Origin of the sequence: Acinetobacter lwoffii, assembly GCF_019048525.1 — a bacterium.
GTDB classification, from domain to species: domain Bacteria; phylum Pseudomonadota; class Gammaproteobacteria; order Pseudomonadales; family Moraxellaceae; genus Acinetobacter; species Acinetobacter lwoffii_K.
On record NZ_CP077369.1, the window covers coordinates 467,309 to 490,727 of the forward strand.

General features: G+C 45.5%; 17 protein-coding genes. 1 reads left to right on the forward strand and 16 read right to left on the reverse strand.

Features of this window, described 5'->3' with window-relative positions:
- Positions 1 to 36: 36 nt before the first annotated feature.
- The 9 genes from gltB to I6L24_RS02345 form a co-directional block, all read right to left on the reverse strand.
- The gene (gltB, locus tag I6L24_RS02305) at positions 37 to 4,512 is read right to left on the reverse strand and encodes a glutamate synthase large subunit (RefSeq protein WP_216986383.1); all 4,476 of its coding nucleotides are present in this window, start codon (positions 4,510 to 4,512) and stop codon (positions 37 to 39) included.
- Between the two features lie 449 nt (positions 4,513 to 4,961).
- Positions 4,962 to 5,840 (reverse strand): hypothetical protein, encoded by an 879-nt coding sequence (locus I6L24_RS02310; protein ID WP_005263881.1) that lies wholly within the window; start codon positions 5,838 to 5,840, stop codon positions 4,962 to 4,964.
- Positions 5,841 to 5,850: 10 nt separating this feature from the next.
- Complete coding sequence (gene aroB, locus I6L24_RS02315; protein WP_085064333.1) at positions 5,851 to 6,930, reverse strand: 3-dehydroquinate synthase; 1,080 nt, start codon at positions 6,928 to 6,930, stop codon at positions 5,851 to 5,853.
- A gap of 28 nt (positions 6,931 to 6,958) precedes the next feature.
- The gene (aroK, locus tag I6L24_RS02320; RefSeq protein WP_005263885.1) at positions 6,959 to 7,495 is read right to left on the reverse strand and encodes a shikimate kinase AroK; all 537 of its coding nucleotides are present in this window, start codon (positions 7,493 to 7,495) and stop codon (positions 6,959 to 6,961) included.
- A gap of 36 nt (positions 7,496 to 7,531) precedes the next feature.
- Positions 7,532 to 9,697: a type IV pilus secretin PilQ family protein gene (gene pilQ, locus I6L24_RS02325; protein ID WP_005263887.1), complete on the reverse strand. Its 2,166-nt coding sequence runs from the start codon at positions 9,695 to 9,697 to the stop codon at positions 7,532 to 7,534.
- A 17-nt stretch (positions 9,698 to 9,714) separates the two neighbouring features.
- On the reverse strand, positions 9,715 to 10,242 hold the full coding sequence (locus I6L24_RS02330) for a pilus assembly protein PilP (protein ID WP_004732447.1): 528 nt from the start codon (positions 10,240 to 10,242) through the stop codon (positions 9,715 to 9,717).
- Positions 10,242 to 10,964 (reverse strand): type IV pilus inner membrane component PilO, encoded by a 723-nt coding sequence (locus tag I6L24_RS02335; RefSeq protein WP_216986384.1) that lies wholly within the window; start codon positions 10,962 to 10,964, stop codon positions 10,242 to 10,244. The genes I6L24_RS02330 and I6L24_RS02335 overlap by 1 nt, the downstream gene beginning before the upstream one ends.
- Complete coding sequence (locus tag I6L24_RS02340; RefSeq protein ID WP_180180631.1) at positions 10,961 to 11,599, reverse strand: PilN domain-containing protein; 639 nt, start codon at positions 11,597 to 11,599, stop codon at positions 10,961 to 10,963. The genes I6L24_RS02335 and I6L24_RS02340 overlap by 4 nt, the downstream gene beginning before the upstream one ends.
- Entirely contained in the window at positions 11,599 to 12,657 is a 1,059-nt protein-coding gene (locus tag I6L24_RS02345) for a pilus assembly protein PilM (protein ID WP_004644949.1), read from the reverse strand. The genes I6L24_RS02340 and I6L24_RS02345 overlap by 1 nt, the downstream gene beginning before the upstream one ends.
- A 165-nt stretch (positions 12,658 to 12,822) precedes the next feature.
- Between I6L24_RS02345 and ponA the strand changes: the two genes are divergently transcribed.
- Positions 12,823 to 15,348 (forward strand): penicillin-binding protein PBP1a, encoded by a 2,526-nt coding sequence (ponA, locus tag I6L24_RS02350; protein WP_216986385.1) that lies wholly within the window; start codon positions 12,823 to 12,825, stop codon positions 15,346 to 15,348.
- Between the two features lie 51 nt (positions 15,349 to 15,399).
- Here ponA and I6L24_RS02355 read toward each other — a convergent pair whose 3' ends face one another.
- From I6L24_RS02355 to rsmH, 7 genes are all read right to left on the reverse strand, one after another.
- Positions 15,400 to 16,203, reverse strand: a complete 804-nt coding sequence (locus I6L24_RS02355; RefSeq protein ID WP_085064368.1) for a putative RNA methyltransferase — start codon at positions 16,201 to 16,203, stop codon at positions 15,400 to 15,402.
- 54 nt (positions 16,204 to 16,257) lie between these two features.
- On the reverse strand, positions 16,258 to 17,376 hold the full coding sequence (gene mraY / locus I6L24_RS02360) for a phospho-N-acetylmuramoyl-pentapeptide-transferase (protein WP_004644946.1): 1,119 nt from the start codon (positions 17,374 to 17,376) through the stop codon (positions 16,258 to 16,260).
- Positions 17,377 to 18,780, reverse strand: a complete 1,404-nt coding sequence (locus I6L24_RS02365; RefSeq protein WP_184412770.1) for a UDP-N-acetylmuramoyl-tripeptide--D-alanyl-D-alanine ligase — start codon at positions 18,778 to 18,780, stop codon at positions 17,377 to 17,379. It abuts the gene before it with no gap.
- A 9-nt stretch (positions 18,781 to 18,789) separates the two neighbouring features.
- The gene (locus I6L24_RS02370) at positions 18,790 to 20,286 is read right to left on the reverse strand and encodes a UDP-N-acetylmuramoyl-L-alanyl-D-glutamate--2,6-diaminopimelate ligase (RefSeq protein WP_216986386.1); all 1,497 of its coding nucleotides are present in this window, start codon (positions 20,284 to 20,286) and stop codon (positions 18,790 to 18,792) included.
- 11 nt (positions 20,287 to 20,297) lie between these two features.
- Positions 20,298 to 22,121: a penicillin-binding protein PBP3 gene (gene ftsI / locus I6L24_RS02375; protein ID WP_086044379.1), complete on the reverse strand. Its 1,824-nt coding sequence runs from the start codon at positions 22,119 to 22,121 to the stop codon at positions 20,298 to 20,300.
- Between the two features lie 15 nt (positions 22,122 to 22,136).
- The gene (gene ftsL, locus I6L24_RS02380; protein WP_370940785.1) at positions 22,137 to 22,403 is read right to left on the reverse strand and encodes a cell division protein FtsL; all 267 of its coding nucleotides are present in this window, start codon (positions 22,401 to 22,403) and stop codon (positions 22,137 to 22,139) included.
- A gap of 76 nt (positions 22,404 to 22,479) precedes the next feature.
- Positions 22,480 to 23,391, reverse strand: coding sequence for a 16S rRNA (cytosine(1402)-N(4))-methyltransferase RsmH (gene rsmH, locus I6L24_RS02385; RefSeq protein ID WP_086044378.1), 912 nt, complete (start codon positions 23,389 to 23,391; stop codon positions 22,480 to 22,482).
- Positions 23,392 to 23,419: the final 28 nt, after the last annotated feature.

Below are 23,419 nucleotides of genomic sequence, written 5' to 3' on the forward strand. Positions count from 1 at the left end.
GCCTTACCTCTGCCTATATATCTGTTGGTCGTGGAATTATTGTGGATCAGCTTGAGTTGTTTTCAACAGCGTTTGCAAGTTGGCTGCTTTTGGTTTTACCAACCAGAACTTACGGCTATAGAAATCAAACTCATGGCGGATCTTGTACGCCCAAGCACTACCGGTTTCTTTAATATGTTCATCCAAAATGCGACCCAGGAAGGCTTTGTGCTCTTCCATCGCTTCCGTAGAAATACGGTTCAGCTCAATCAGTTCGTGGTTATAATGATCAACGAAGTCATTATCCAGATCAAGTACATAAGCAAAACCACCAGTCATACCCGCACCGAAGTTATGTCCGACTTTACCCAGCACAGTCACAATACCGCCGGTCATATATTCACAGCAGTGATCACCTGCGCCTTCAATCACGGCAAATGCACCCGAATTACGCACCGCGAAACGCTCGCCCGCTGTACCCGCTGCATATAACTTACCGCCAGTCGCACCGTACAAACAGGTATTCCCAATAATCGCGGTATTTTGCGTCTGGAATGGCGAACCTTTTGGCGGGAAGATAGAGATGCGACCACCGGCCATGCCTTTACCGACATAGTCATTGGCATCGCCTTCCAGGCTGATGTGCAGACCACCAGCGTTCCAGACACCCAGTGACTGGCCCGCAGTACCATTCAGGTGAACTTTCACCGGATGAGCTTCCATGCTCAGGTTGCCATAGCGTTTCGCAATTTCACCAGACAGGCGTGCGCCAATCGAGCGGTCACAGTTACCGATCGTGAAACTATATTCGCCGCCAGTTCCCGCTTCAATCGCAGGTAGAATCTTATCTACCATTTTTTCAGCCAGAATGCCTTTATCAAATGGCGCATTGCCCTGTACTTCGCAGTATTGTGCTTTACCTTCCGCTGAAGGATGCGACTCAAGCAATTTGCTTAAATCAAGATGTGCATGCTTGGCAGTTTCACCTGGCAAGACTTCCAGCAGATCCGTACGGCCAATCAGGTCTTTCAGACTCGATACACCAAGTGCCGCTAGCCATTCACGGGTTTCTTCAGCAATAAAGGTGAAGAAGTTAATCAGCATTTGTGGCTCGCCAATATAATGCTCTTGACGTAAATGATCTTGTTGAGTCGCAACACCGGTTGCACAGTTATTCAAGTGGCAGATACGCAGGTATTTACAACCCAATGCGATCATCGGAGTCGAACCAAAGCCGAAGCTTTCAGCACCGAGAATTGCTGCTTTTACGACATCCAGACCGGTTTTTAAACCACCATCTGTTTGTACGCGAACTTTACCACGCAGGTCATTCACACGAAGGGCCTGATGTGCCTCAGAAAGACCCAGTTCCCACGGTGAACCTGCATGATGAATTGAAGAAAGTGGAGAAGCCGCTGTCCCACCATCATAACCAGAAATGGTAATGAAATCGGCATACGCTTTCGCTACACCTGCCGCAATCGTACCGACACCCGGTTCAGAAACCAGCTTAACTGACACCATCGCCTGTGGGTTAACCTGTTTTAAATCAAAGATCAACTGTGATAAATCTTCAATTGAATAGATATCGTGATGCGGAGGTGGCGAAATCAGGGTAACGCCCGGTACAGAGTAACGTAAACGGGCAATGAGACCATTCACTTTACCACCCGGCAACTGACCACCTTCACCTGGTTTTGCACCTTGCGCGACTTTAATTTGAAGAACTTCTGCAGATGTTAAGTAAGCAGGCGTCACACCAAAACGGCCCGATGCAATTTGTTTGATTTTCGAGTTGCGGATAGTACCGTAACGCGCTGGATCTTCACCGCCCTCACCTGAGTTCGAGCGACCACCAATCGTGTTCATGGCAATCGCAATCGCTTCATGTGCTTCAGGGGACAGTGCACCCAAAGACATGCCGGCAGAGTCAAAGCGAGGCAGGATCTTTTCCACAGATTCCACTTGTTCGACTGGAATCGAATTATCTGTTTTTAGTTTGAACAGGTCACGAATCGTGGCGATCGGACGATTGTTCACCAATTCTGCATATTCTTTAAAATCTGCGTAGTTCCCAGAACGTACTGCTTTATGCAGTGAGTTGATCACGTCTGGGTTAAAGGCATGGTATTCCTTGCCGAATACAAATTTCAGCAGACCGCCCTGATCAATTGGCTTACGATTTTTCCAGGCAATATCCGCCAACTGTTTCTGATCATTTTCAAGATCAATAAAGGTTGCACCCTGAATACGGCTTGGTACACCGATGAAGCATTTATCCACTACTTCATTGGATAAGCCCACTGCTTCAAACAGCTGACCGCCACGGTAAGAGGCAACTGTTGAAATACCCATCTTAGACAGGACTTTCAGCAAGCCTTTTTCAATACCCTTACGGAAGTTGTTTTGCGCATAAATCGGGTCACCCAATAATTCACCTTTCGCGACCAGATCATTGATCACGTCATACGCCAGGTACGGGTAGATGGCTGTCGCACCAAAACCAAGTAGCACGGCAAACTGATGTGGATCACGGGCAAAACCGGTTTCAATAATCAGGTTAGCGTCAGTACGCAAACCGATATTGATCAGGTGATGATGCACCGCACCGGTGATCATAAAGGCATTGGCAGGCAAGTAACCTTCACGGATTTTCTTGTCGGAAAGCACCAGTAAGGTTTTACCATCACGAATGGCTTGTGCAGATTCTTCACAGATCCGTGCAATGGCTGCTTCCAGACCTTCGGTTTCAGCATAGTTCAGGTCGATATCTGCAATTTCATAACCGGCACGACCCAAGGTACGGATCTGATGCATTTTCGAATTAGACAGCACAGGGCTGGAAATGATCAGGCGGTCTGCATGTTCAGGCCCTTGTTCAAAGACGTTTTGTTCACGCCCCAAACAGGTTTCCAGTGACATCACAATCGATTCACGTAGCGGGTCAATCGGTGGGTTGGTCACCTGTGCAAACTGCTGGCGGAAATAATCCGACACATGGCGTACCTGACGAGACAATACCGCCATCGGGGTATCATCACCCATTGAACCTACAGCTTCCTGACCACTTTCAGCAATCGGACGCAACAACTGGTCACGCTCTTCAAAGGTCACCATGAACATTTTTTGTGCCGCTTTCAGGCCATCGCCTTTTAAGCCTTGATCACATAAATATTCTTCCAGCTCTGGACTACCTTGCAAACGCACAGAATTTTCACGTAACCATTCACGGTATGGACGCATACGTTTCAGATGATTATTGACATCTTGAGTATCCAGCACCTTACCGGTTTGCGTATCAATGACCAGCATTTGGCCAGGACCGACACGGCCTTTAGAAATCACATCTTCAGGTTGATAACCCCAGACACCAATTTCAGAAGCCAGCGTGATATAACCATTCTTGGTGATGACCCAACGCGCAGGACGCAGACCGTTACGATCCAGCATACAGATCGCATGTCGGCCATCCTGAATCACCAGACCAGCCGGGCCATCCCAAGCTTCCATATGTTTTGAGTTGAATTCATAGAAAGCACGCAGATCAGCATCTAAGGTTTCCACATTTTGCCAAGCAGGCGGAACCAGCATACGGAGTGCACGGAACAGATCCATGCCGCCACCCACCAGAATCTCCAGCATGTTGTCCAGGCTTGAAGAATCTGAACCGGTACGGTTCACAATTGGATTCAGTTCAGTTAAACCTGGCAATAATGGATTTTCAAATTTCGGCACACGCGCCATGGCCCAGTTACGATTCGCAGTAATGGTATTGATTTCACCATTGTGCGCCAGGTAACGGAACGGTTGTGCCAAAGGCCAGCGAGGCAAGGTATTGGTCGAGAAGCGCTGATGGAAGACCACGATATGCGATTCCAAACGTGGATCAGCCAGATCTGTATAAAAATCTGCAATCGCTTCCGGCATCATCAAGCCTTTATAGCTGATCACCGTTGAGCACAAAGTAGTGACATAGAAAGACGTATCATTCACCAACAGTTGTTCTGCACGACGGCGTGCCAGGAATAACTTACGGTTAAATTCAACCTCAGTCACACCCATTGGACAGTTAACAATAATCTGTTCAAATGCCGGCATCGATTGCAATGCAATTTCACCCAATGCATCGACATTGGTCGGAATCACGCGCCAAGCCAAAACGATTAAACCTTCAGCTTCAATCTCTTTGTTTAAAACCTGTTTGGCATGTGCAGCAAGTGCCGGATCAAGATTTAGAAACACCAACCCCACAGCAAACACTTCACTTAAAGTGGTATCACTTAAGCGTTTTGCTTCTTCACGGAAAAATTTCTTCGGCATCGCCAAGAGCAGACCACAACCATCCCCGGTTTTGCCATCCGCGGCAATACCACCACGATGGGTCATACAACTCAAACTATGAATCGCGGTCTTGACGAGATCATGGCTAGCATCACCCTGCATATGGGCGATCAAACCGAAACCACAGTTATCTTTAAACTCATCCGGTTGGTATAAACCTTGAGCGGGAGCTACATTATTAGGCGATGGCATGTGCATAGCGTACCCTTCTTTCACTAAGCCTCAACAGGCTATTAAACAATCTAAACTTTTCTCTGCGCTAGCGTCTAATGGACTTTCGAAGACTGTATTGGTAGAGCAAAAGCATTTTTCTTTATTTCTTCAGACTAGTCCTTTTTTAGACTAAATGCATAACAAATAAAGTTTATTCTGCTCATGAATAACATAAAAATCTGGAATAAATATGACATTCATACGGTGTCATCGAATCATTTTTCGCGCCAAAACAGGGAGATTAATTCAATTCATGCACCAATAAAGCAAATTCCATGCCAACAAACAGCGCATAAATTAAAACAATACAGATGACAAAGATTTAGCGCAGAACAGCACTCTAAGGGTTAATTTTAATGTGCATTTTTTGCACCAAAAGCGCTCATTTTTAATTCTGTAATTTTTTGGATGCGCTATTTTAGACCGGACTAATTAAATGGATCACTAATCTCATTATTTTGAGGACGAGGATTACTGCCCTGAGCAGGTCGATTATTGTTATTTTGCGGTTGAGGCGTGCCTTCTACAGCACTTTCAGATTTCTGTACATCGACCACATTTCCCGATGAATCACGGCGCACAATGGTGGTACTGGTAGTCGCAGCATCAGAGCTACGCGGCTTGGACTCAGTCTGGGTTTGCTGCTGTCTAAGTCGCACCGATTCATCTACTTTCGGCAAAGGCACATTTTTCAAACGAATTTCGTAAAGCTTTTGATTACTGGCCAATTCCTCTGAACCCAGATTATTGACCAGACTGACATATTGCTGCATTGCTACAACTTCAGGCTTGACTGAGGCCGGTAAATTTAACTTCAGTGTAGATAAAGCCTGATTGGCTTGCGCCGCCGTCTTATATTGACCATATAACAATACATATTGTTCTGGCTGATTTTCACCCGAGATTCTTAAATAAATAAAAGGTTTACGATCGGACTGTTTTTTAAGAAAACTTTTTAAAATGGCTTCATTTGTCACACGAAATAATTCAATGGCGTGCTGGTTTTTCGCTTCATTGACAAATTTGGTACCACGGAATTCCGGCTCATGACTGGCATTCACGACGGTACGCGTATTTAGGTCCAGTGGTTTCACTTCCTGAAAAAGTGCACCAAGATGGATCATTGTGGCGACTTTTTCTGGTTGAATCTGCAACTGAACTTCAGTTTCAGGCTTTTTTTCAATTTCGACGACATCATCTGAATCAGTCACCGCCCAAAAAACTAAGGCAGCAAATAGGCAGCATACACCACAGACCAGCCAGAAATAATGCTGAATCTTTTGCCAAGGAGTATGTAATGCTGCCATAAAACTAAACCTATGCCTGACTGGCTAAAATTGCCTGTTTCATTAACTCGAGATCAAAGTCTCGGGTAATCACTGCTTCGCCTAATTGCTTTAATAACACCAGACGCAATTGTCCATTTAAGACTTTTTTGTCATGGGCCATATAGGCCAGAAAATCATCCAGAGGGATTTTAGGACAAACCACAGGAAGTTTGGCACGAGAAATGATTTTTTTTGTACGTTCTAAATCCTCTTGAGAAATCCAGCCCATACGCTGTGACAGATCCGCAGCCATCACCATACCGGTGGCAACAGCCTCGCCATGTAGCCAGACACCATACCCCATGTAGGATTCAATCGCATGACCAAAGGTATGACCTAAATTGAGTAAAGCACGTTCCCCTTGCTCTTTCTCATCATTGGCTACGATCCGCGCCTTATGCGCACAGGAACGGTAAACGGCTTCAGCCAATAATTTCTCATCACGAGCGGCCAGAGCATCCATATTCTCTTCCAGCCAGACCAGAAATGCTTCATCACCGAGCAGCGCATATTTAATCACTTCAGCCAAACCTGCTGAAAGCTCTCGATCAGGCAAAGTAGAAAGCTGCGACATATCCGCCAGTACCACTTGAGGTTGCTGGAAAGCGCCAATCATGTTTTTACCCAGTGGGTGATTAATCCCGGTTTTTCCACCAACACTTGAATCTACTTGCGACAGCAAAGTCGTCGGTACTTGGATAAAGTATACACCGCGCTGGAAACAGGCAGAAGCAAACCCGGCCATATCTCCAATCACACCACCACCCAGCGCAAGCACAGTACAGTCCCTGTTAAAACCGGCTTCAAGCAGTGCATCAAAAATCAGATTCAGATGCGGACTATCCTTATATTTTTCACCATCAGGCAAAATACAGGTCGCAACACGTTTGTTCAGAGCTTCAATTGCAGTTTGATAACGCTGCAAATAAAGTGGTGCAACCGTAGTATTGCTCACAATCATTACTTGCTTGCCATGAATATAGGGTGCCAATAAGGCCTGTGGATCCAGATCGCTCCCGATAAAAATAGGGTAACGACGTTCTCCGAGTTCTACATATAAGGTTTGCATGCTTGATTAACCACTTTATTCAATGAACTTAGTTTTTAGAAGTAATGAGATTGAGAATCCGCTGCGCCAGATCTCGTGCAGCACCCTGATTGGTCTCAATAATATGATGCGCCACTTCCCGATACAAGGGATCACGGACTGCCAATAAATCCCGTAACTTTTGTTCCGGATTTTCGACTTGAAGGAGGGGACGGTTTTTATCGCGATAGGTACGTTGCAGTTGAATTTCAACCGGGGTATAGAGATAAACGACGATTCCGCGCTGTTTCAGATAGTCCCGGTTTAAAACCTGAGTAATTGCACCACCACCAGTGGCTAAAACCAGATGGGGACGTGAGGTAAGTTCATTAATCACAGCCGTTTCACGGTCACGGAAACCCTGCTCCCCTTCTTTTTCAAAAATCCAGGGAATGGTCGCACCTGTTTTACGTTCAATTTCATGATCACTGTCTAGAAATTCGCGTCCTAACAATTCTGCGAGATGTCGTCCTACTGTTGTTTTACCGGCCCCCATCGGCCCTACCAAATAAATATTTGGTAGGGTTTCAAACTCTTTGCTTGGCAAGGAGTCACCTATTCGTTTTGTTAAATTCAAAATATATTAATGATTTCTTGAAACACTGTCATTAACAATTCGAGGTGTAACGAAAATCAGTAGCTCACGTTTATTATCCGACTTTAAATCTTTACGGAATAAACGTCCTACATAAGGAATATCCCCCAAGAATGGCACCTTGGTTTGTGCATTACGGGTTTCCTGCTCAAAAATACCACCTAAAACGACTGTTTCACCATTATCAACCAAGACATTGGTATTGATCTGGTTTTTGTTAATAGTAAGCTGTCCAGTCGGTGTCGGATTACCCGGCGAATCACTGGTAATATTGAGTTCCATCTGCACTTTACCATCTGGCGTAATACTTGGCGTCACATCCAGACTTAAGGTGGCATCAATAAACTCAGTAGTGGACACAGCATTAGCACCTCCACCTTCAGCAGATTGATACGGAATTTGTGAACCAGAGGCAACAGTTGCTTTCTGCTTATCCGCAGTCAGTACTTTAGGGGTAGAAATCACCTCACCATAGCCATCTGCCTGAAGTGCAGAAAGCTCAAGATCCAACATAAAATCCGATAGACTGATTAGACCAAAAGCAATACGACTTGCACCCGGACTGGTTACACCCAAGTCTACATTAAGGTTTTGTGGACGTTGAATCTCATAAGTATATCCACCTAAATCACTTTCTTGGGGATCTCTGAGATCCCATAACGTCGTGTCACTACCACCGACCAGAAGGCTATCATTGTTGGTAATCCCTTGAGATAGAATCCCCCACTTCACTCCCATTTCTTTGGTGAAGTCAGTGGTAGCTCGCACAATACGTGCTTCGACCATCACCTGCTTGACCTGTACATCGAGCAGATCTACCATATTACGGATTTTATCAATAAAAGGCTGGGTATCATTCACAATAATAGTATTGGTTCGTGCATCAATAGACACAGAGCCACGTGAACTCAATAAGCTTTCTCTCTCATCATTATTTGTAGTGTTACTCGAACTACCTGAACTAGATGCGCCTTTATTCTGCGTAATCAGTTTCTCAATATCAGCGGCTTTGGCATAACTGAGCTGCATATATTCCGTTTGGATAGGCGCAAGTGCAACACTCTGCTTAATCGCCTTAGCTTCTTCCTCTTCAGCCTTTATCAGCTCTGTAACTGGTGCGATCCAGATCACATTGCCATTGCGCCGTTTATCCAGATTTTTGGTTTTCAGCACAATATCCAGCGCCTGATCCCAAGGTACCTCTTTCAAGCGCAAGGTAATATTGCCTTGCACACTATCCGCAGCCACCATATTGATATCGGTAAAATCCGCTAAGAGCTGTAGCACGCGGCGCACTTCAATATCCTGGAAATCTAGCGAAATTTTCTTACCGCTATAAGCAACGGTTTTAGGACGCAATGGACTCTTGGCTTCTGGTCGTTTCAAGCTGATGGTCAGCTTGTTATCAGTCTGATAAGCCATATATTCATAACTTTCCGCAGACTGAATCGTAATGACCCCTGAACCATTTTGATTCACAGCATCCACACTCGATACCGGAGTCGCGAAATCAGTCACATTAAGACGGCGGGTCAAATGAGCCGGAATCTTGGAACCTAAAGTGCGTACAATAACTTTGGTACCCTGCTGTTGTACATCAACCGGGGTATTATTACCTGCTAGATCAATAACGACTTGGCCCTCACCTTGCGCACCGCGCTGGAAACCAATGTTGCTAATACCCTGAGCTGACTGTTGCTGCACAGGTTGAGTTATGGCTACAGGAGTTGCCGAGTTAATTTTAAGAATAAAGGTATTGCCTTCCACGCGAGTCGTAAAGGCTCCAGCCTCGGTCAGATTTACCGTTAGACGTGCCCGCTGAGCATCCGAAGTGACATCCACTGAACTGGCTTCACGTGTTGCCACCGGAATACTGCTTTGTTTTAAATTCTGTTGTGCTTTGTCAAAGTCCAGAATCAAACGTGACGGCGATTCTAATTGATAGGCTTGTGGTTGTGGTGGCAAACCATTGAACATCACCCGAATCTCAGTTCCTTGTCCAGGAAGCTGCATGGGTACTACATTGGTCATTGAAACCTGCGCACTGGCCGCTTGCATCACCGCAATCGCAACAGCACCCATTGAAAACTGACGAAACACACGATTCATTGTATTAACATCCCCAAAAATAAATTCTTTAATACTCTTATTCATTGTTATTCCTTTAAAACTTATGGCGCCGGCCCGATAAGAACCAGACTTCGCGGACGTTCCACATATCCCTCACGGCCATCTGGAATAATCTCAATCAAATCGATCTGTGTTGGTGTAATTCCAACCACACGACCATGATTAAGTCCCATATAGCTACCACGTTGAATCCGCTCAACCTCACCATCAGGTGTCTGGATTAAAGCCAGAATCTGTCCTGCCTGATTGCGCATGCTGCCTTTCATGGTCAACGTTTCGAGCGGATAACTTTCTAGCGGTTGCAATTGACGTGATAGGTTTGGATAAACCCGTTTCCCCGCCATAATTTTCAGTTCGGCAGCCAGAGAGCTTGGTAAAAAAGGACTTTTGATCTGATGTGCTGCATAGTTGAAGGTTTCAACTGGCATAAAATCAGGCGCAGGTTCAATCGGTAAAGGCGGCTGATTACGAATATTGGCCATTTCCTGATTGACTGCATCAATGCGTGAATCACATCCCAATAATAAAAACCCAAGCGTTAAAGCTGAAGTAATTTTAATGTTCTTCATTACTGCGCCCCCTGAGTAGTACTATTAGCTGCAGGCTGCACTGCAGCGCCTTCCGCATTACCAACATAACGATAAGTTTTGGCTTTCACCACATAATCAATGACCGGAATTTCAGATTTTTTCTCTTTGTTTTCAGTACCGGTAATGGTGAAATCATGCAGCGTGACAATACGCGATAAGCCGGCAATACTGCTTACAAAAGAACCAAAAGCGTGATAATCTCCAGTGGCTTCAATCGCAATTGGCTGCTCAATAAAGAACTCTTGTTTAATTTCAGGTTCCAGACGGATATTTTTAAACTTCAAGCCTGAATTCACACCGCTCAGATTAATATCTTCAACTAGACCTGGAATTTCAGTTTCTTTTGGCAACTGTTCTAACTGCTGGTTAAAACGGGCTTCCATTTCCTGAAGCTGAATTTGATATTGTTGTAAATTGCGTAATTTGGATTCTTTTTCACGGAATTCATTCAGCAGGTTTTGTTCTTGGGCACTGGCTTGTGAAATCGATTCAATTGTACTTCTGATCATGACAAAGTAAATCACTGCAAAGGCCAGTGCAACAATAAAAATCCAACAGGTAATTTTGACCGACAAAGGCCAGCTACCATAGTTATTTGGATCCAATGTATTGAATTGCTGAAAAAACTTTTCAACAGTCATTTTATTTTTGGGTACAGCGACGACATCCTGGCTGAACTCATCGAATTCTTCATTACTCATGATGATGCCCCCGTAGTTGTAGCGACTGCTTGTTGTTCTTCGTTAAGTACTGGCTGAGCGATCTGATCCAGATCTACCGTCACGGTAAAACTACCGTAGGACTCTTCCACACGTGGAATAATAGAGCTCGGTGCCTTTTCTTTTGCTTCTTCAGCCACCAGGAAAGCGTTCATAAAGGCATTTCGATACCAAGATGAAGCCTCCAGATTACGGAGCAGTTCTGCTACTGTATTTGGACTCTCAGCCCGACCTTCAATGGTAAACTTGTCACCGGTACGCTGGAATTTGGTGATATACATATTGCTTGGGGTCACCCGTACAATTTCATCAATCAAATGTACCGCAATCGGACGCTGAGTTTGTAGACCCTGAATCAGTTTCATCCGTTCAACAATCGCATTACGCTGCTCTTGCAAACCTTCAAGCGCCTTTAACTGCACATCCAGATTCTGGTTGGTACTTTGAATCAGCTGATTGGCCTGCTCCTGATCCTGAAGTTTGTGATCATAATAAAACCAGGTTGAACCTGCTGCCGCTAATCCCAAGAAAAGCGCCCCCACGCAGATTGCCACAAATTCATTATTTCTTTTAATTCTTAGCTCATCACGCCAAGGAAGTAAGTTAATTCTTGCCATTAATCAAAACTCCTTAATGCCAAACCGCATGCAACCATGAGTGATGACGCGTCATTTTCAATTTTTTTAATATCAATTTGCGGAGAAAAGCCCATTTGCAAAAATGGATTCGCGATCGTGACACGGTAACCGAGTTTTTGTTGTAATAATTTTGCCAGACCTGGAATATTAGCATTCCCGCCGGCCAGTAAAATATGGTCAATCTCATTAAACTGAGAAGATGAAAAGAAGAACTGCAATGAACGGGCTGCCTGTTGCACCACGGCATCCAGAAAGGGTTCTAGGACTTCAATATCATAATCATCCGGCAAGGCACGGGTTTTTTTAGCACGTCCAGCTTCCTCAAAGGATAATCCATAACGATTCTGAATTTCCTGAGTCAATTGCTTGCCGCCAAACACCTGCTCACGAGTATAAATAATCTTGTTGTTCTGCATCACCGACAAGGTCGTCATACTATGACCAATGTCTAAAATACCAACCGTATTGACCCCCATCGGCAAAGTGTCCGAAAATACCTTAAAGGCATTTTCCAGCGCAAAACTTTCTACATCTGCAATCTTAGGCGTTAGACTGCTAATCTCTAAAACTTCAGAACGTGCTTCGACATTTTCGATCCGTGTCGCGACCAGCAGCACATTGACCCGGTTCGGATTGGAAAGGCGGTCTGGCAGAACTTCAAAGTCCAGACTCGCTTCATCGAGTGGAAAAGGAATATATTGTTCCGCATCTTCACGAATCTGAACTTCACGTTCATCATCTGACATGTCTGCATCCATCTCAATGATTTTGGTGATGACCATTGAAGTTGGAATCGCAAAAGCGGCCTGATTCGACTGGGTATTACCCAAATTAATTGCACGCCCAAGGGCATCAGCGACTGCTTCTGGGTTTAAAATGTTTTTTTCAACAACACTGTTTTCCGATAATGGGATCAAAGCATAGCTCTCTACCCAGTAACGGCCACTTTTTACAGAAAGTTCTAAAACCTTAACAGAAGTCGAACTAATATCGACTCCTATTAACCCCTTATTTGGTTTACGATATAACCTGCGCACAATACACTTCCTATTATTTTTTTGTCCCCAATTCAATCTAACTTACCAATTGGTCCAGTCTATAATTTTATATAGATACAATAACTCATCTAACAATATGGATATCGACAGGATATACTGACCGGTAATTAGTTCGCCATTAGCTCTTATTAAAACTTACTTGTTATGAAAAAGCTATCTTGTTCAGGCCTTGTTCATCCATTTTTTTTGATCATTATCATTATACTGATCTCAATTCCGATGGGTTTCTATGGCATGTATCTCTATATTGCCCCATCTTTGCCTGAAATGTCTACGCTTAAAAAGGCCCCTTTATTAAAGCCTTTACAAGTTTTTAGTTCAGATAATGAATTAATTGCCGAATATGGAGGCAAGCTTTCTGTTCCCGTGAAATATGAACAAATTCCGCCCGAGTTTATTCATGCTTTCCTCGCCGCTGAAGATTCCAGCTTTTTTGAGCATAGCGGGATCAGCTTTAAAAGCTTGGGACGCGCACTCAGTGAGACGGTGACCGGCTCGGATGTACAGACCGGTGGTTCGACCATTACCATGCAAGTGGCAAAAAACTATTACCTTAGCCCTGAACGGACGCTGAAGCGTAAACTGACAGAAATTTTTCTGGCCCGTAATATTGAGCAAAACTTAACTAAAGAAGAAATTCTGACCTTGTATGTCAATAAAATTTTCTTGGGAAAAAATGCTTACGGCATCGCAGCAGCAGCTAAAATTTACTATAACAAGAGCTTAGAAGAGCTTTCAATTGCACAAATGGCCATGATCTCTGGCCTGCCTAAAGCACCTTCTCGATATAATCCGGTCGCCAATCCCAAGCGCGCCCTGGAACGTCGTAACTGGATTCTGGGCCGTATGCTGCAACTGGGCTATTTAAATCAGAGCCAGTATCAGCAAGCCATTGCTGAACCGGTTAATCTGGATATGCCTGACCGGAGCACCCGAAACAAATTCCCTTATGTCGGTGAAATGGTGCGTTCTGAACTGGTACAAAACTTTGGTGAACAGGCGGTAGATTCTGGTTATAAAGTTTATACCACCATCCATAGTGAACGTCAGGCCTATGCGGAGCAAGCGGTACAAGAAGGTTTAGAGGCTTATGACCGTCGACATGGCTGGCGTGGTGCTGAAGCACATGATCAACCCCTCGACAAGTTCCGTGCCTATGCCAACACCTATCCTGCGCAAGTAACTCAGGTGGGTAATTCCAGTTTTGAAGCACTCATGCAGGATGGAAGCAGCGTGACTGTTCCCTGGTCAGGTATGTCCTGGGCGCGTCGCTTTCGAAACGTTAACAGTGTAGGTGGTGCACCGAGCAAAGCATCCGAGATTGTCAAAGTCAAAGACATTGTTCGCTTAAGACCCAATGAAAATAAAACCTCTTGGTCATTGGTGCAGATCCCCAATGTGCAAGGACAATTGATTGCCATCAATCCAAATAATGGTGCGATTGAAGCCATTGTCGGGGGATATAACTTTTATCAGTCGAAATTTAACCGTGCAATCCAAGGCTGGCGTCAACCCGGCTCTACCATTAAGCCTTTTGTTTATGCCCTGGCTTTAGAACGTGGCATGACGCCGCATACTATGGTCAATGATGCACCCATTACCATTGGCAAATGGACGCCACGTAACTCGGATGGCCGTTATCTGGGCATGATCCCCCTACGTCGTGCACTTTATCTGTCACGTAATACAGTCTCAGTGCGCTTATTACAGGCCGTCGGGATTGAACGTACACGTCAGTTATTCATGGATTTTGGTTTACAAGACAGTCAGATTCCACGTAACTATACTATTGCATTAGGCACCCCGCAGGTCCTCCCGATTCAGATGGCGACTGGCTATGCTACCTTTGCCAATGGCGGTTACCGAATCCAACCGCACTTTATTACCCGTATTGAAGATGCCTATGGCAATACCATCTTTGAAGCCAAGCCTGAATATGCCTGTATTTCATGTATTAATGAAAAAGAAGAAACAGTTCAAGCCACTGACCCTATTACCGCAGATGACGAAGCAATTGCAATTAACAATACAACTTTAGAGCAAAAACAGCCTGCACCTAAAGTCTCTGCCGAAGACAGTAATTATCGTCAGGCACAGCGTATTTTAAAATCCAGCTCTGCCTATGACATGGCCAACATTTTGCGTGATGTGATTCAGCATGGTACTGGCCGTGCTGCATTAAGAATTGGTCGTGGTGATATCGGCGGGAAGACCGGTACCACTAATGATGCCAAAGACGCCTGGTTTGCAGGTTTCAATGGTAAGTTAGTCACCGTGACCTGGGTAGGCTTTGATCAGCCAACCACTTTAGGTCGCCGTGAATATGGTGGTGTGGCAGCTCTACCGATCTGGACCGATTTTATGGGCAAGGCATTAAAAGGCCAGCCGGAAGCATGGGTCCGTTTAGACCGCAATGCCAAGGCACCGGTAAATCGTAATAAGGTGGTTCAGGCTGATGAGCAGCAGAATGATCCGTCTTCTCCACCTATGGCGACAGCACTTTACCGTCCTGCACCTGTGGTCGTCCCGAAACGCACAGAAACTGACTTTGAGGATTTACCAGATCAACCGATTCGTTTACCAGATGATGAAGGTTCTGCACCTCAAGAACAGCCTCTTCAGCCGAACCGGGTAGATTCTCTGGAAAATCTGATCGAAGAAGTCCAGTAATCTGAAGATATAAAAAAGCCCTCAGTTGAGGGCTTTTTTTATATGCATTTTTTATTTTTTCTGAAACAGGTAAATCTGATATTGAGCCAGTAATTCAAACTGATCCTGCTGTTCAAGTGCTAAACGACGTTCAGGTTTGGCCTTATAAGCATATGGCGTCATCGCAATCAGGTTTTTTAAATCAGCCTGTGGCAAAACCATTGGCGCATCAATCACCTGCTCACTAACCAGATTAAATTCATCTTGTAACTGCTCAACAAACTTCTGCGGCTCATGTGGTTTCACTTCTTCAAACAGCGCTTCACGCATAGCATATAAATGTTGTGGGGCTGGTGTCACCACCATCAAATAAGATTTTGGTTTTAGAACTCGCAGGATTTCCTGTTTGGGAATTGGACTAAACAAGCTGGTACACAGATCAATCAACTCATCTAATACTGGTAAAGTCGCTCCGGTTCCCACGACCCAAGTCACCTCTTTATTCAGTTTGGCTGCGACCTGAACCGCATTCTTGGCAATATCGACCCCAACACATTGCAGCACTTCGGCCTGCATGGCATCGGTATAGTAGCCTTCCCCACAACCAATATCCAAAAGGTTCTCAATCCGCAACTCGCGAATCTTCTCTACGACAGCCTGTTGCAAAGGCGCATAATAACCTGCACTGAGAAATGCGCGACGTGCCTGCACAGACTCAGGCGTATCTCCCGGATTTTTACTATGCTTGTGCTGAACCACATGCAGGTTCACATAGCCTTGTTTGGCGACATCGTAACTATGATGATTCTCACAGCGCCATGTTCTTTCATTTAAGCTCAACTGCTGGCGACAGACTGGGCACATGAGTAAATTCATCATTTTCTCCAAAACAAAAAAGCCGGCATGCGCCGACTTTTTCCAATGCATTTCTTAGCGCAATTTTAAGGTCATTAGACCTAAAACTACCAGCATAATCGTAATAATCCAGAAACGGATCACCACCTGGGTTTCACGCCAGCCTTTCTTTTCATAATGATGATGTAGCGGCGCCATCAGGAATACACGTTTATTGCGCATTCTTAATGAACCAATCTGCAGGAATACTGAAACCGCTTCCACGACAAAGACACCAGCCATAATCGCAAATACGATTTCCTGACGAACCATGACGGCAATCGTACCGAGCATTGCACCGAGAGATAAAGCACCGACATCCCCCATAAATACTTGGGCTGGATGGGCGTTATACCAAAGGAAAGCCAGACCCGCTCCGATCATGGCAGCACAGACCACCACCAGTTCAGACGAATATTTTACATAAGGAATATGCAGATAATTGGCAAAGCGCACGTCACCGGCCAAATAGGCAAATACGCCCAAACCTGTAGCAACCAGCACGATTGGCATGATTGCCAGACCATCCAGACCATCAGTCAAGTTCACGGCATTGGAGGCACCGTTAATCACGAAATAGGTAAAGATAATAAAACCAATGCCCAATGGGATCATCGATAATGGAATGCTTAGGTCTTTAAAGAATGGAATCAGCAGATCCAGCATATTCGCGGTATGCACCGGATTGGTCTGTTGCTGTGCAATGACATACAAAGCAATACCAGCACCCAACGAACCCACTGAAGTCCAGAAGAATTTTTTCTTCGCAGGCAAACCCGCATTGTCTTTATAACGGATTTTAATCCAGTCATCGGCCCAGCCAACGGCACCGAAAATCACCATCACACCCAGCACAATCCAGACATAAGGATTGGAAAGATCTGCCCAGAGTAGAGTTGAGATACCAATCGAAAGCAGGATCAGCACCCCGCCCATGGTCGGCGTGCCCATTTTCTTAGCATGGTTTTCAGGGGCATACGAGCTGACTGCCTGACCATATTTCAGCGCCTGAAGCTTGCGAATCATTACAGGACCGAGCACCAGACCGATGGTCAATGCCGTCAAGACACTGAGCAAAGCACGTAAAGTTAAATAACGAACCACCTGAAACGTGCTGTCAAAGCCCGCCAAATGTTCAAAGAGCCATAACAGCATTTAGAGTTTCTCCATCAATGCAGCCATCAATGTTTCCATATGGGTAAAACGCGACCCTTTAAACAGGAATGACATCGGCTGAGGTTGATGTGTTTCAATCAAACGAATTAAAAACGGTAATGCCTGCTCCTGATTCAGGAAAGCCTGCATTTTTTTACCATATTGTGTACTACGGGCACCTTCTTGTGCGGCCGGCGCAAATTCACCTACAGCCACCACAAAATTAATGCCTTTCACCGAGACCAGATCCCGACCGAGCTTGTAATGCTCGATTGCGGCAGATGAACCGAGTTCACCAATATCGCCGGTGACCATGATCCGGATGCCTTGCTGTTGTGCCAACACTTCTGCTGCTGCACGCATCGAACCCGGATTGGCATTGTAGGTGTCATCAATAAATAAATAGTCTTTGTGCGGAATAAAGTTCAGACGACCTTTCGCACCCACTGCCTGTTCCAGGCCAGCCACGATATCATCAAGATTAATACCGATCGCCAGGGCAAATGCAGCGGCAGCTGTGGCATTCTCGACATTATGCTCGCCGGCAAATGGTAAACGAACTGTTTTCGAGCCCTGTGGTGTATTCAGTGTAAAGCTTGAAGATTGAGCTTCAAGCACCATATCGCTGGCATAGACTTCACCGCCAGCACCAAAACTCAAGCTTTTTTCAGTTTTTACTGCAGCACGAATGGTTTCAGCAAAATCATCGGCAGCGGGAATAATCGAAGTCTCAGAGATATGTGCATAGATCTCGGATTTTGCACGGCAAATTCCGTCACGGCCGCCAAATTCACCTAAATGCGCAGTCCCGATATTAATAATCCCGGCCACATGCGGCTGCACCATTTTCGAGGTGTAATCAATTTCACCCTGATGACTCGCACCGAGTTCCATCACCGCATATTGATGTTCAGGACGCAGCTCAAGCAACATTACCGGCACGCCGAGGTCATTATTCAAATTACCACGCGTAACCAAGGTCGGTGCCAGACGCGACAGAATGCTTCCCAGCATTTCTTTAGTCGTGGTCTTGCCACTACTGCCGGTCAAGGCAATGACTTTGAGTTGAGGATTCTGCTGACGGCGATAAGCACCTAACTGTCCCAATGCCAAACGGGTATCTTCCACCACCAACTGGCAAATATCAGCATCCACCGGACGGCTGACAATGGCAATTTCACAACCTTGAGCGGCCACCTGAGCAATAAAGTCGTGCGCGTCAAAACGCTCACCTTTCAGCGCAAGAAAAGCATCACCTGATTCTGCATCACGTGAATCAGTCAAAATTCGCTTGATCTGGCCTGCAGGCTTTTTATCATTCAGCCAGTAGCCTTGAGTAGCCTGCTGTAATTGTTCTATGCTCCACGGCTCCAGCGCCGCAGTGCTTGTTGTTGAGGTATGCATATCTGAATCCTAATGCGCTGAATAGGCTGAATCTGTACTGCAATGCTGGGCATCAATCGCAGCTTGCACTTCGACCACGTCATCAAACCAGTGACGTACACCATCAATTTCCTGATAATTTTCGTGCCCTTTTCCTGCAATCACCACAATATCACCCGCCTGTGCGTGTTTAACCGCAAACTTGATCGCTTCACGACGGTCATGAATTTCATGATAGGTTTTGCCGGAAAAATCGATGCCATTTTTCATATCAGCAAAAATTTGTGCCGGATCTTCGGTTCGCGGGTTATCCGAAGTGAGTACTGCGATATCCGAACCGTCTAAAGCAGCCTGAGTCATCAGTGGACGTTTACCGCGATCACGGTCGCCGCCACAGCCGAAGACTGCCCATAGATTTTGTGAGACATGCCGTTTCAAGGTCACTAGAACCTGAGTCAGGGCATCCGGGGTATGGGCATAATCCACCACAAACAAGCGCTCTCCATCATGTAGCACCTGCATTCGGCCCGGTGCACCTTTGAGCTGTGGCACAGTTGCAATCAAACTTTCCAAGTCAAATCCGGCCTGCTCCACCATGATCAGACTGGCGACCAGATTTTCAATATTGAAATGACCCAGCAATGGACTGTTAACCATATATTCAGCAGAAGCAGTTTTTAGTTTAAAGGTCGCACCTGAAATGCTGTACTGAATATCCTGAACCTGATAATCCGCTTTTTGCTTGGTGGAATAAGTCAAAATTTTAGGCTGTGCCGGATTGTTTTCCGCAGCATCCAGCATGATCTGTGCATGTTCATCATCGATATTGATGACAGCCACTTTTAAAGATTCAAACCGGAATAAACCAGACTTTGCTTCTGCATAAGCTTGCAGCGTTCCATGATAATCTAGATGGTCACGACTCAAATTGCTGTAGCCTGCAATCTCGATATTACAGCCATTCAAGCGACCTTGTTCCAGACCATGCGAACTGGCTTCAATCGAGGCAAATTCCGCACCGGCCTGCGCATAGCCATGCAGGGCATTTTGCAGTTGCAAGGCATCTAGGGTGGTATGCGAAGACGCTTCCAGATTTGGCAAAATCCCGTTACCTGTGGTACCCATCACTGCACAGGCTTTACCTTGCAGCATGATGAATTCAGCCACCAAGCGAGAAATCGTGGTTTTACCATTGGTGCCGGTAACTGCCAGAATTCGAACAGCTTGAACAGGTTGAGTAGCTTGCAAATACTGCTTTTGCCACTGCCCCATCAGATGACGTACATCTGCCACCACCAGATTTGGAGATACATCCAGCTTAGTTTCTGAAATCACAGCCAATGCACCCTGATCCAAAGCTTTCTGGGCAAATTGAGCAGTTTTTTCCGGTTGTGACAGACTGGTCAGGCCAATAAAAATCTGTCCTGGTTTAACTTTACGACTATCCAGCTCGAAGCCCTGAAAGGATTGCTTCATCCAGTCAGCGACATCGTGAGGGGTGTAGATATCTTGAAATGTAATAGACATTGATCACCTATTTACTGGACTTTGGGAGGTTCTAAAGGTTTGTCCAGAGGGACATTCAGCAGACGCAAGGATTCCTGCATCACGCGGGCAAAGACTGGTGCAGATACCGTACCGCCATAGTAAGTGCCTTGTGGATTTTCTACTACCACCACCATGGCAATCCGTGGATCACTGACTGGTGCTACGCCGGCAAATAAAGCCCGGTATTCACTGGTTGAATAACCTTTACGGTCAGCACGCAGCTTATGTGCAGTACCGGTTTTACCTGCCACGCGATAGCCTGGAATGGTGGCGCGAGTTGCTGTACCACCTGGCAAGGTTGCAGTTTCCATCATCAGCAGGACCTGATCGGCAATCTTGGCATCGATCATCTGTTCACCCTGCGGCTGCTCTTCCAGCTTGTACAGGCTCAGCGGCATTTTTACGCCTTTATTGGCCAACATGGCATAGGCATCGGCCAGTTGTAACACGGTGGCGTTCAGACCATAACCATAGGACATAGTCGCCACTTCTGATACATTCCATTTGCTTGGTGGAAGAATCAAACCGGCACTTTCACCCGGGAATTTCACCGCTGAACGCTGACCAAAACCCAGACGTTTATAGAAGGTTGGTAAGGTTTCATACGGCAACGATAAGGCCAGTTTTGCCACACCAACGTTAGAGGATTTCTGGATAATGCCACCCAAGGTCAACTGACCATAGTTATGCGTATCACGAATGGTATGATTACCGACCCGCATACTGCCCGGTGTGGTATTCACCACTGAATTCGCCGTATATTTGCCACTTTCCAGCGCCATTGCCACGGTCAGCGGCTTCATAGTCGAACCCGGCTCGAAAGAATCGACTGCACCACGATTACGCATGGCATCCTTGTTGAGCAGGCTGTTTTTATCATTCGGGTTATACGATGGCCATGATGATAGCGCCAGAATTTCACCGGTTTTGACATCAACAGCGATCGCAGTCGCTGAACGGGCATTATTGGCGACACCGGCCGCGGTCAGCTCACGGTACATAATATATTGCAAACGCGAGTCGATACTTAAGGTAATGTTTTCGCCCGGTTCAACCTCTTTAATCACTTCCGGTTCTTTGACCCGGTTGCCTTTTTTATCGCGAATGATCTGCTGTTCGCCATCTTTTCCGGAAAGACGGCTATTCAGCTGCATTTCTAGACCTTCAATGCCGCTGCCTTCGCTATTGGTCAGGCCAATAATCTGAGAGTTCGGCTGTGGCTGCGGATAATAACGTTTATAGTTTTTCTCAGTATATACGCCCTGAAAATTACGCTTCATGATCAGTTCGGCCTGTTGTGGCGGAACTTCTTTTTTCAGGATCAGATAACGTGAACGCGGACGTTCTTGCATTTTTTTACGCAGTTCTGCCCGATCCATACCGACTGCATCAGCCAGCTCATCCAGATTCAGGTTTTTATCCGGTAACTGACGTTTCAGTTTGCGGCTATTCGGCTCTTTTTCCAGCGCCAGCATGGTTTCATCATAAAGTTTTTTATTGTCAAAATAATCACGTGGATCAATCACAATTTTCATGATCGGGGTACTGATCGCCAATGGAATACCATTACGATCATAAATCACGCCACGCATCGCCTTGATGGTATTGGTTCTTAAAATATTGGCATTGGCTTTATTTTGCAAAAAATCTTTATTAATAATCTGTACATAGAAAGCACGGCAAATCAGTGTCACAAAACACAGCAGCACCACCGCCCACATGATGTAAAAACGATTGATATAAACATTTGAGGCATTTTTGTCGGTGACCGATTGTTTTTTACGTACCGGTTGCTTCTTTCTCTTGTCTACCATGTCGGAACGCTAGCCTTATTTTTTCTCATCTGAAGTTTGTGGTAAGGAAATCACGACACTTTGTGAAACCGGAGGTGAATACATACGCAGCTGTGTCACTGCACGCGTACCGATCTGTGCCGTCGCGCCAAAAGTTTGCTGCTCAATCAGCAAACGCCCCCACTCTGCATTCAGGTCATCCCTTTCACGCAGATAGGTACTCAGCTTTCTGTTATCCTGACGGTATTCAAATACCTGAAATACCACAAATACTGCACTGATGAAGACCATCAATATCAGCATGAGATAGATTGTAACTTTTTTCAGCCACAATTTTTCTGTTTTTTTATCAACCACTTCCGTTTTCATGATCTGCCTATTAAGCTAAACGTTCTGCTACCCGGAGCCATGCACTACGTGAACGAGGATTGGCTTTGACCTCCTCATCACTGGCTTTAACACGAGAAACTTTCTTTAAACGTCGCGTATCTTTCTGTTGTTGTGGCATTCCCCAGCCTGAATCCTCTTCAAGCGTTGACTCTTTTTGAATAAATTGTTTAATCAAACGGTCTTCCAGTGAATGGAAGCTAATCACCGCCAAACGTGCTTCAGGTTTCAAGATTTCAACGGCCTGAGGCAAGAAGATTTCAATATCTTCTAATTCCTTATTAATAGCAATACGAATTGCCTGGAAAGTACGGGTCGCAGCATGCTTATTTTTTTCCCATTTCGGGTGCGCTACTTTTACAATCTCAGCCAGCTTTGCCGTGGTATCAATATATCCGGCAGCTTTAATCGCTTTGGCAATACGGCGACTATAACGCTCTTCACCATATTTAAAAATGATATTCGCCAGTGCTTCTTCTTCAATCTGGGTCAGCCATTCTGCTGCAGTTGGACCTTGCGAGTTATCCATGCGCATATCCAGCGGGCCATCTTTCATAAAACTGAAACCACGTTCAGCCTGATCCAGCTGCGGTGAAGAAACACCAAGATCCGCCATCACCCCATCGACCTGTTCAATGCCCAACTCAGCCAATGCATCTTTCAGATCAGCAAAGCTGGCATGAATAATTTTAAAACGTGAATCTTCTTGTTCGAGTTCAGCCGCCACCGCCAGTGCCTGTGGATCTTTATCAAAGGCATAAACGCGTGCATGTTCATCTAATTTGGACAGCAATAAACGCGTATGTCCACCACGACCAAAGGTCCCATCCACATAAGTTCCCGTATTGCGACCCGCCAACAAGGCATCAATCGTTTCGTGAAGTAATACAGAAATATGTGACATAAAAACTCAATCAATAGGGGGAAAAATT

What these genes read in the sequence shown, in the direction of transcription:
- gltB (WP_216986383.1), bottom strand. Translation starts at nt 4,512, where the DNA reads ATGCCATCGCCTAATAATGTAGCTCCCGCTCAAGGTTTATACCAACCG.
- I6L24_RS02310 (WP_005263881.1), bottom strand. Translation starts at nt 5,840, where the DNA reads ATGGCAGCATTACATACTCCTTGGCAAAAGATTCAGCATTATTTCTGG.
- aroB (WP_085064333.1), bottom strand. Translation starts at nt 6,930, where the DNA reads ATGCAAACCTTATATGTAGAACTCGGAGAACGTCGTTACCCTATTTTT.
- pilQ (WP_005263887.1), bottom strand. Translation starts at nt 9,697, where the DNA reads ATGAATAAGAGTATTAAAGAATTTATTTTTGGGGATGTTAATACAATG.
- I6L24_RS02330 (WP_004732447.1), bottom strand. Translation starts at nt 10,242, where the DNA reads ATGAAGAACATTAAAATTACTTCAGCTTTAACGCTTGGGTTTTTATTA.
- I6L24_RS02335 (WP_216986384.1), bottom strand. Translation starts at nt 10,964, where the DNA reads ATGAGTAATGAAGAATTCGATGAGTTCAGCCAGGATGTCGTCGCTGTA.
- I6L24_RS02340 (WP_180180631.1), bottom strand. Translation starts at nt 11,599, where the DNA reads ATGGCAAGAATTAACTTACTTCCTTGGCGTGATGAGCTAAGAATTAAA.
- ponA (WP_216986385.1), top strand. Translation starts at nt 12,823, where the DNA reads ATGAAAAAGCTATCTTGTTCAGGCCTTGTTCATCCATTTTTTTTGATC.
- I6L24_RS02355 (WP_085064368.1), bottom strand. Translation starts at nt 16,203, where the DNA reads ATGAATTTACTCATGTGCCCAGTCTGTCGCCAGCAGTTGAGCTTAAAT.
- mraY (WP_004644946.1), bottom strand. Translation starts at nt 17,376, where the DNA reads ATGCTGTTATGGCTCTTTGAACATTTGGCGGGCTTTGACAGCACGTTT.
- I6L24_RS02365 (WP_184412770.1), bottom strand. Translation starts at nt 18,780, where the DNA reads ATGCATACCTCAACAACAAGCACTGCGGCGCTGGAGCCGTGGAGCATA.
- I6L24_RS02370 (WP_216986386.1), bottom strand. Translation starts at nt 20,286, where the DNA reads ATGTCTATTACATTTCAAGATATCTACACCCCTCACGATGTCGCTGAC.
- ftsI (WP_086044379.1), bottom strand. Translation starts at nt 22,121, where the DNA reads ATGGTAGACAAGAGAAAGAAGCAACCGGTACGTAAAAAACAATCGGTC.
- ftsL (WP_370940785.1), bottom strand. Translation starts at nt 22,403, where the DNA reads ATGCTGATATTGATGGTCTTCATCAGTGCAGTATTTGTGGTATTTCAG.
- rsmH (WP_086044378.1), bottom strand. Translation starts at nt 23,391, where the DNA reads ATGTCACATATTTCTGTATTACTTCACGAAACGATTGATGCCTTGTTG.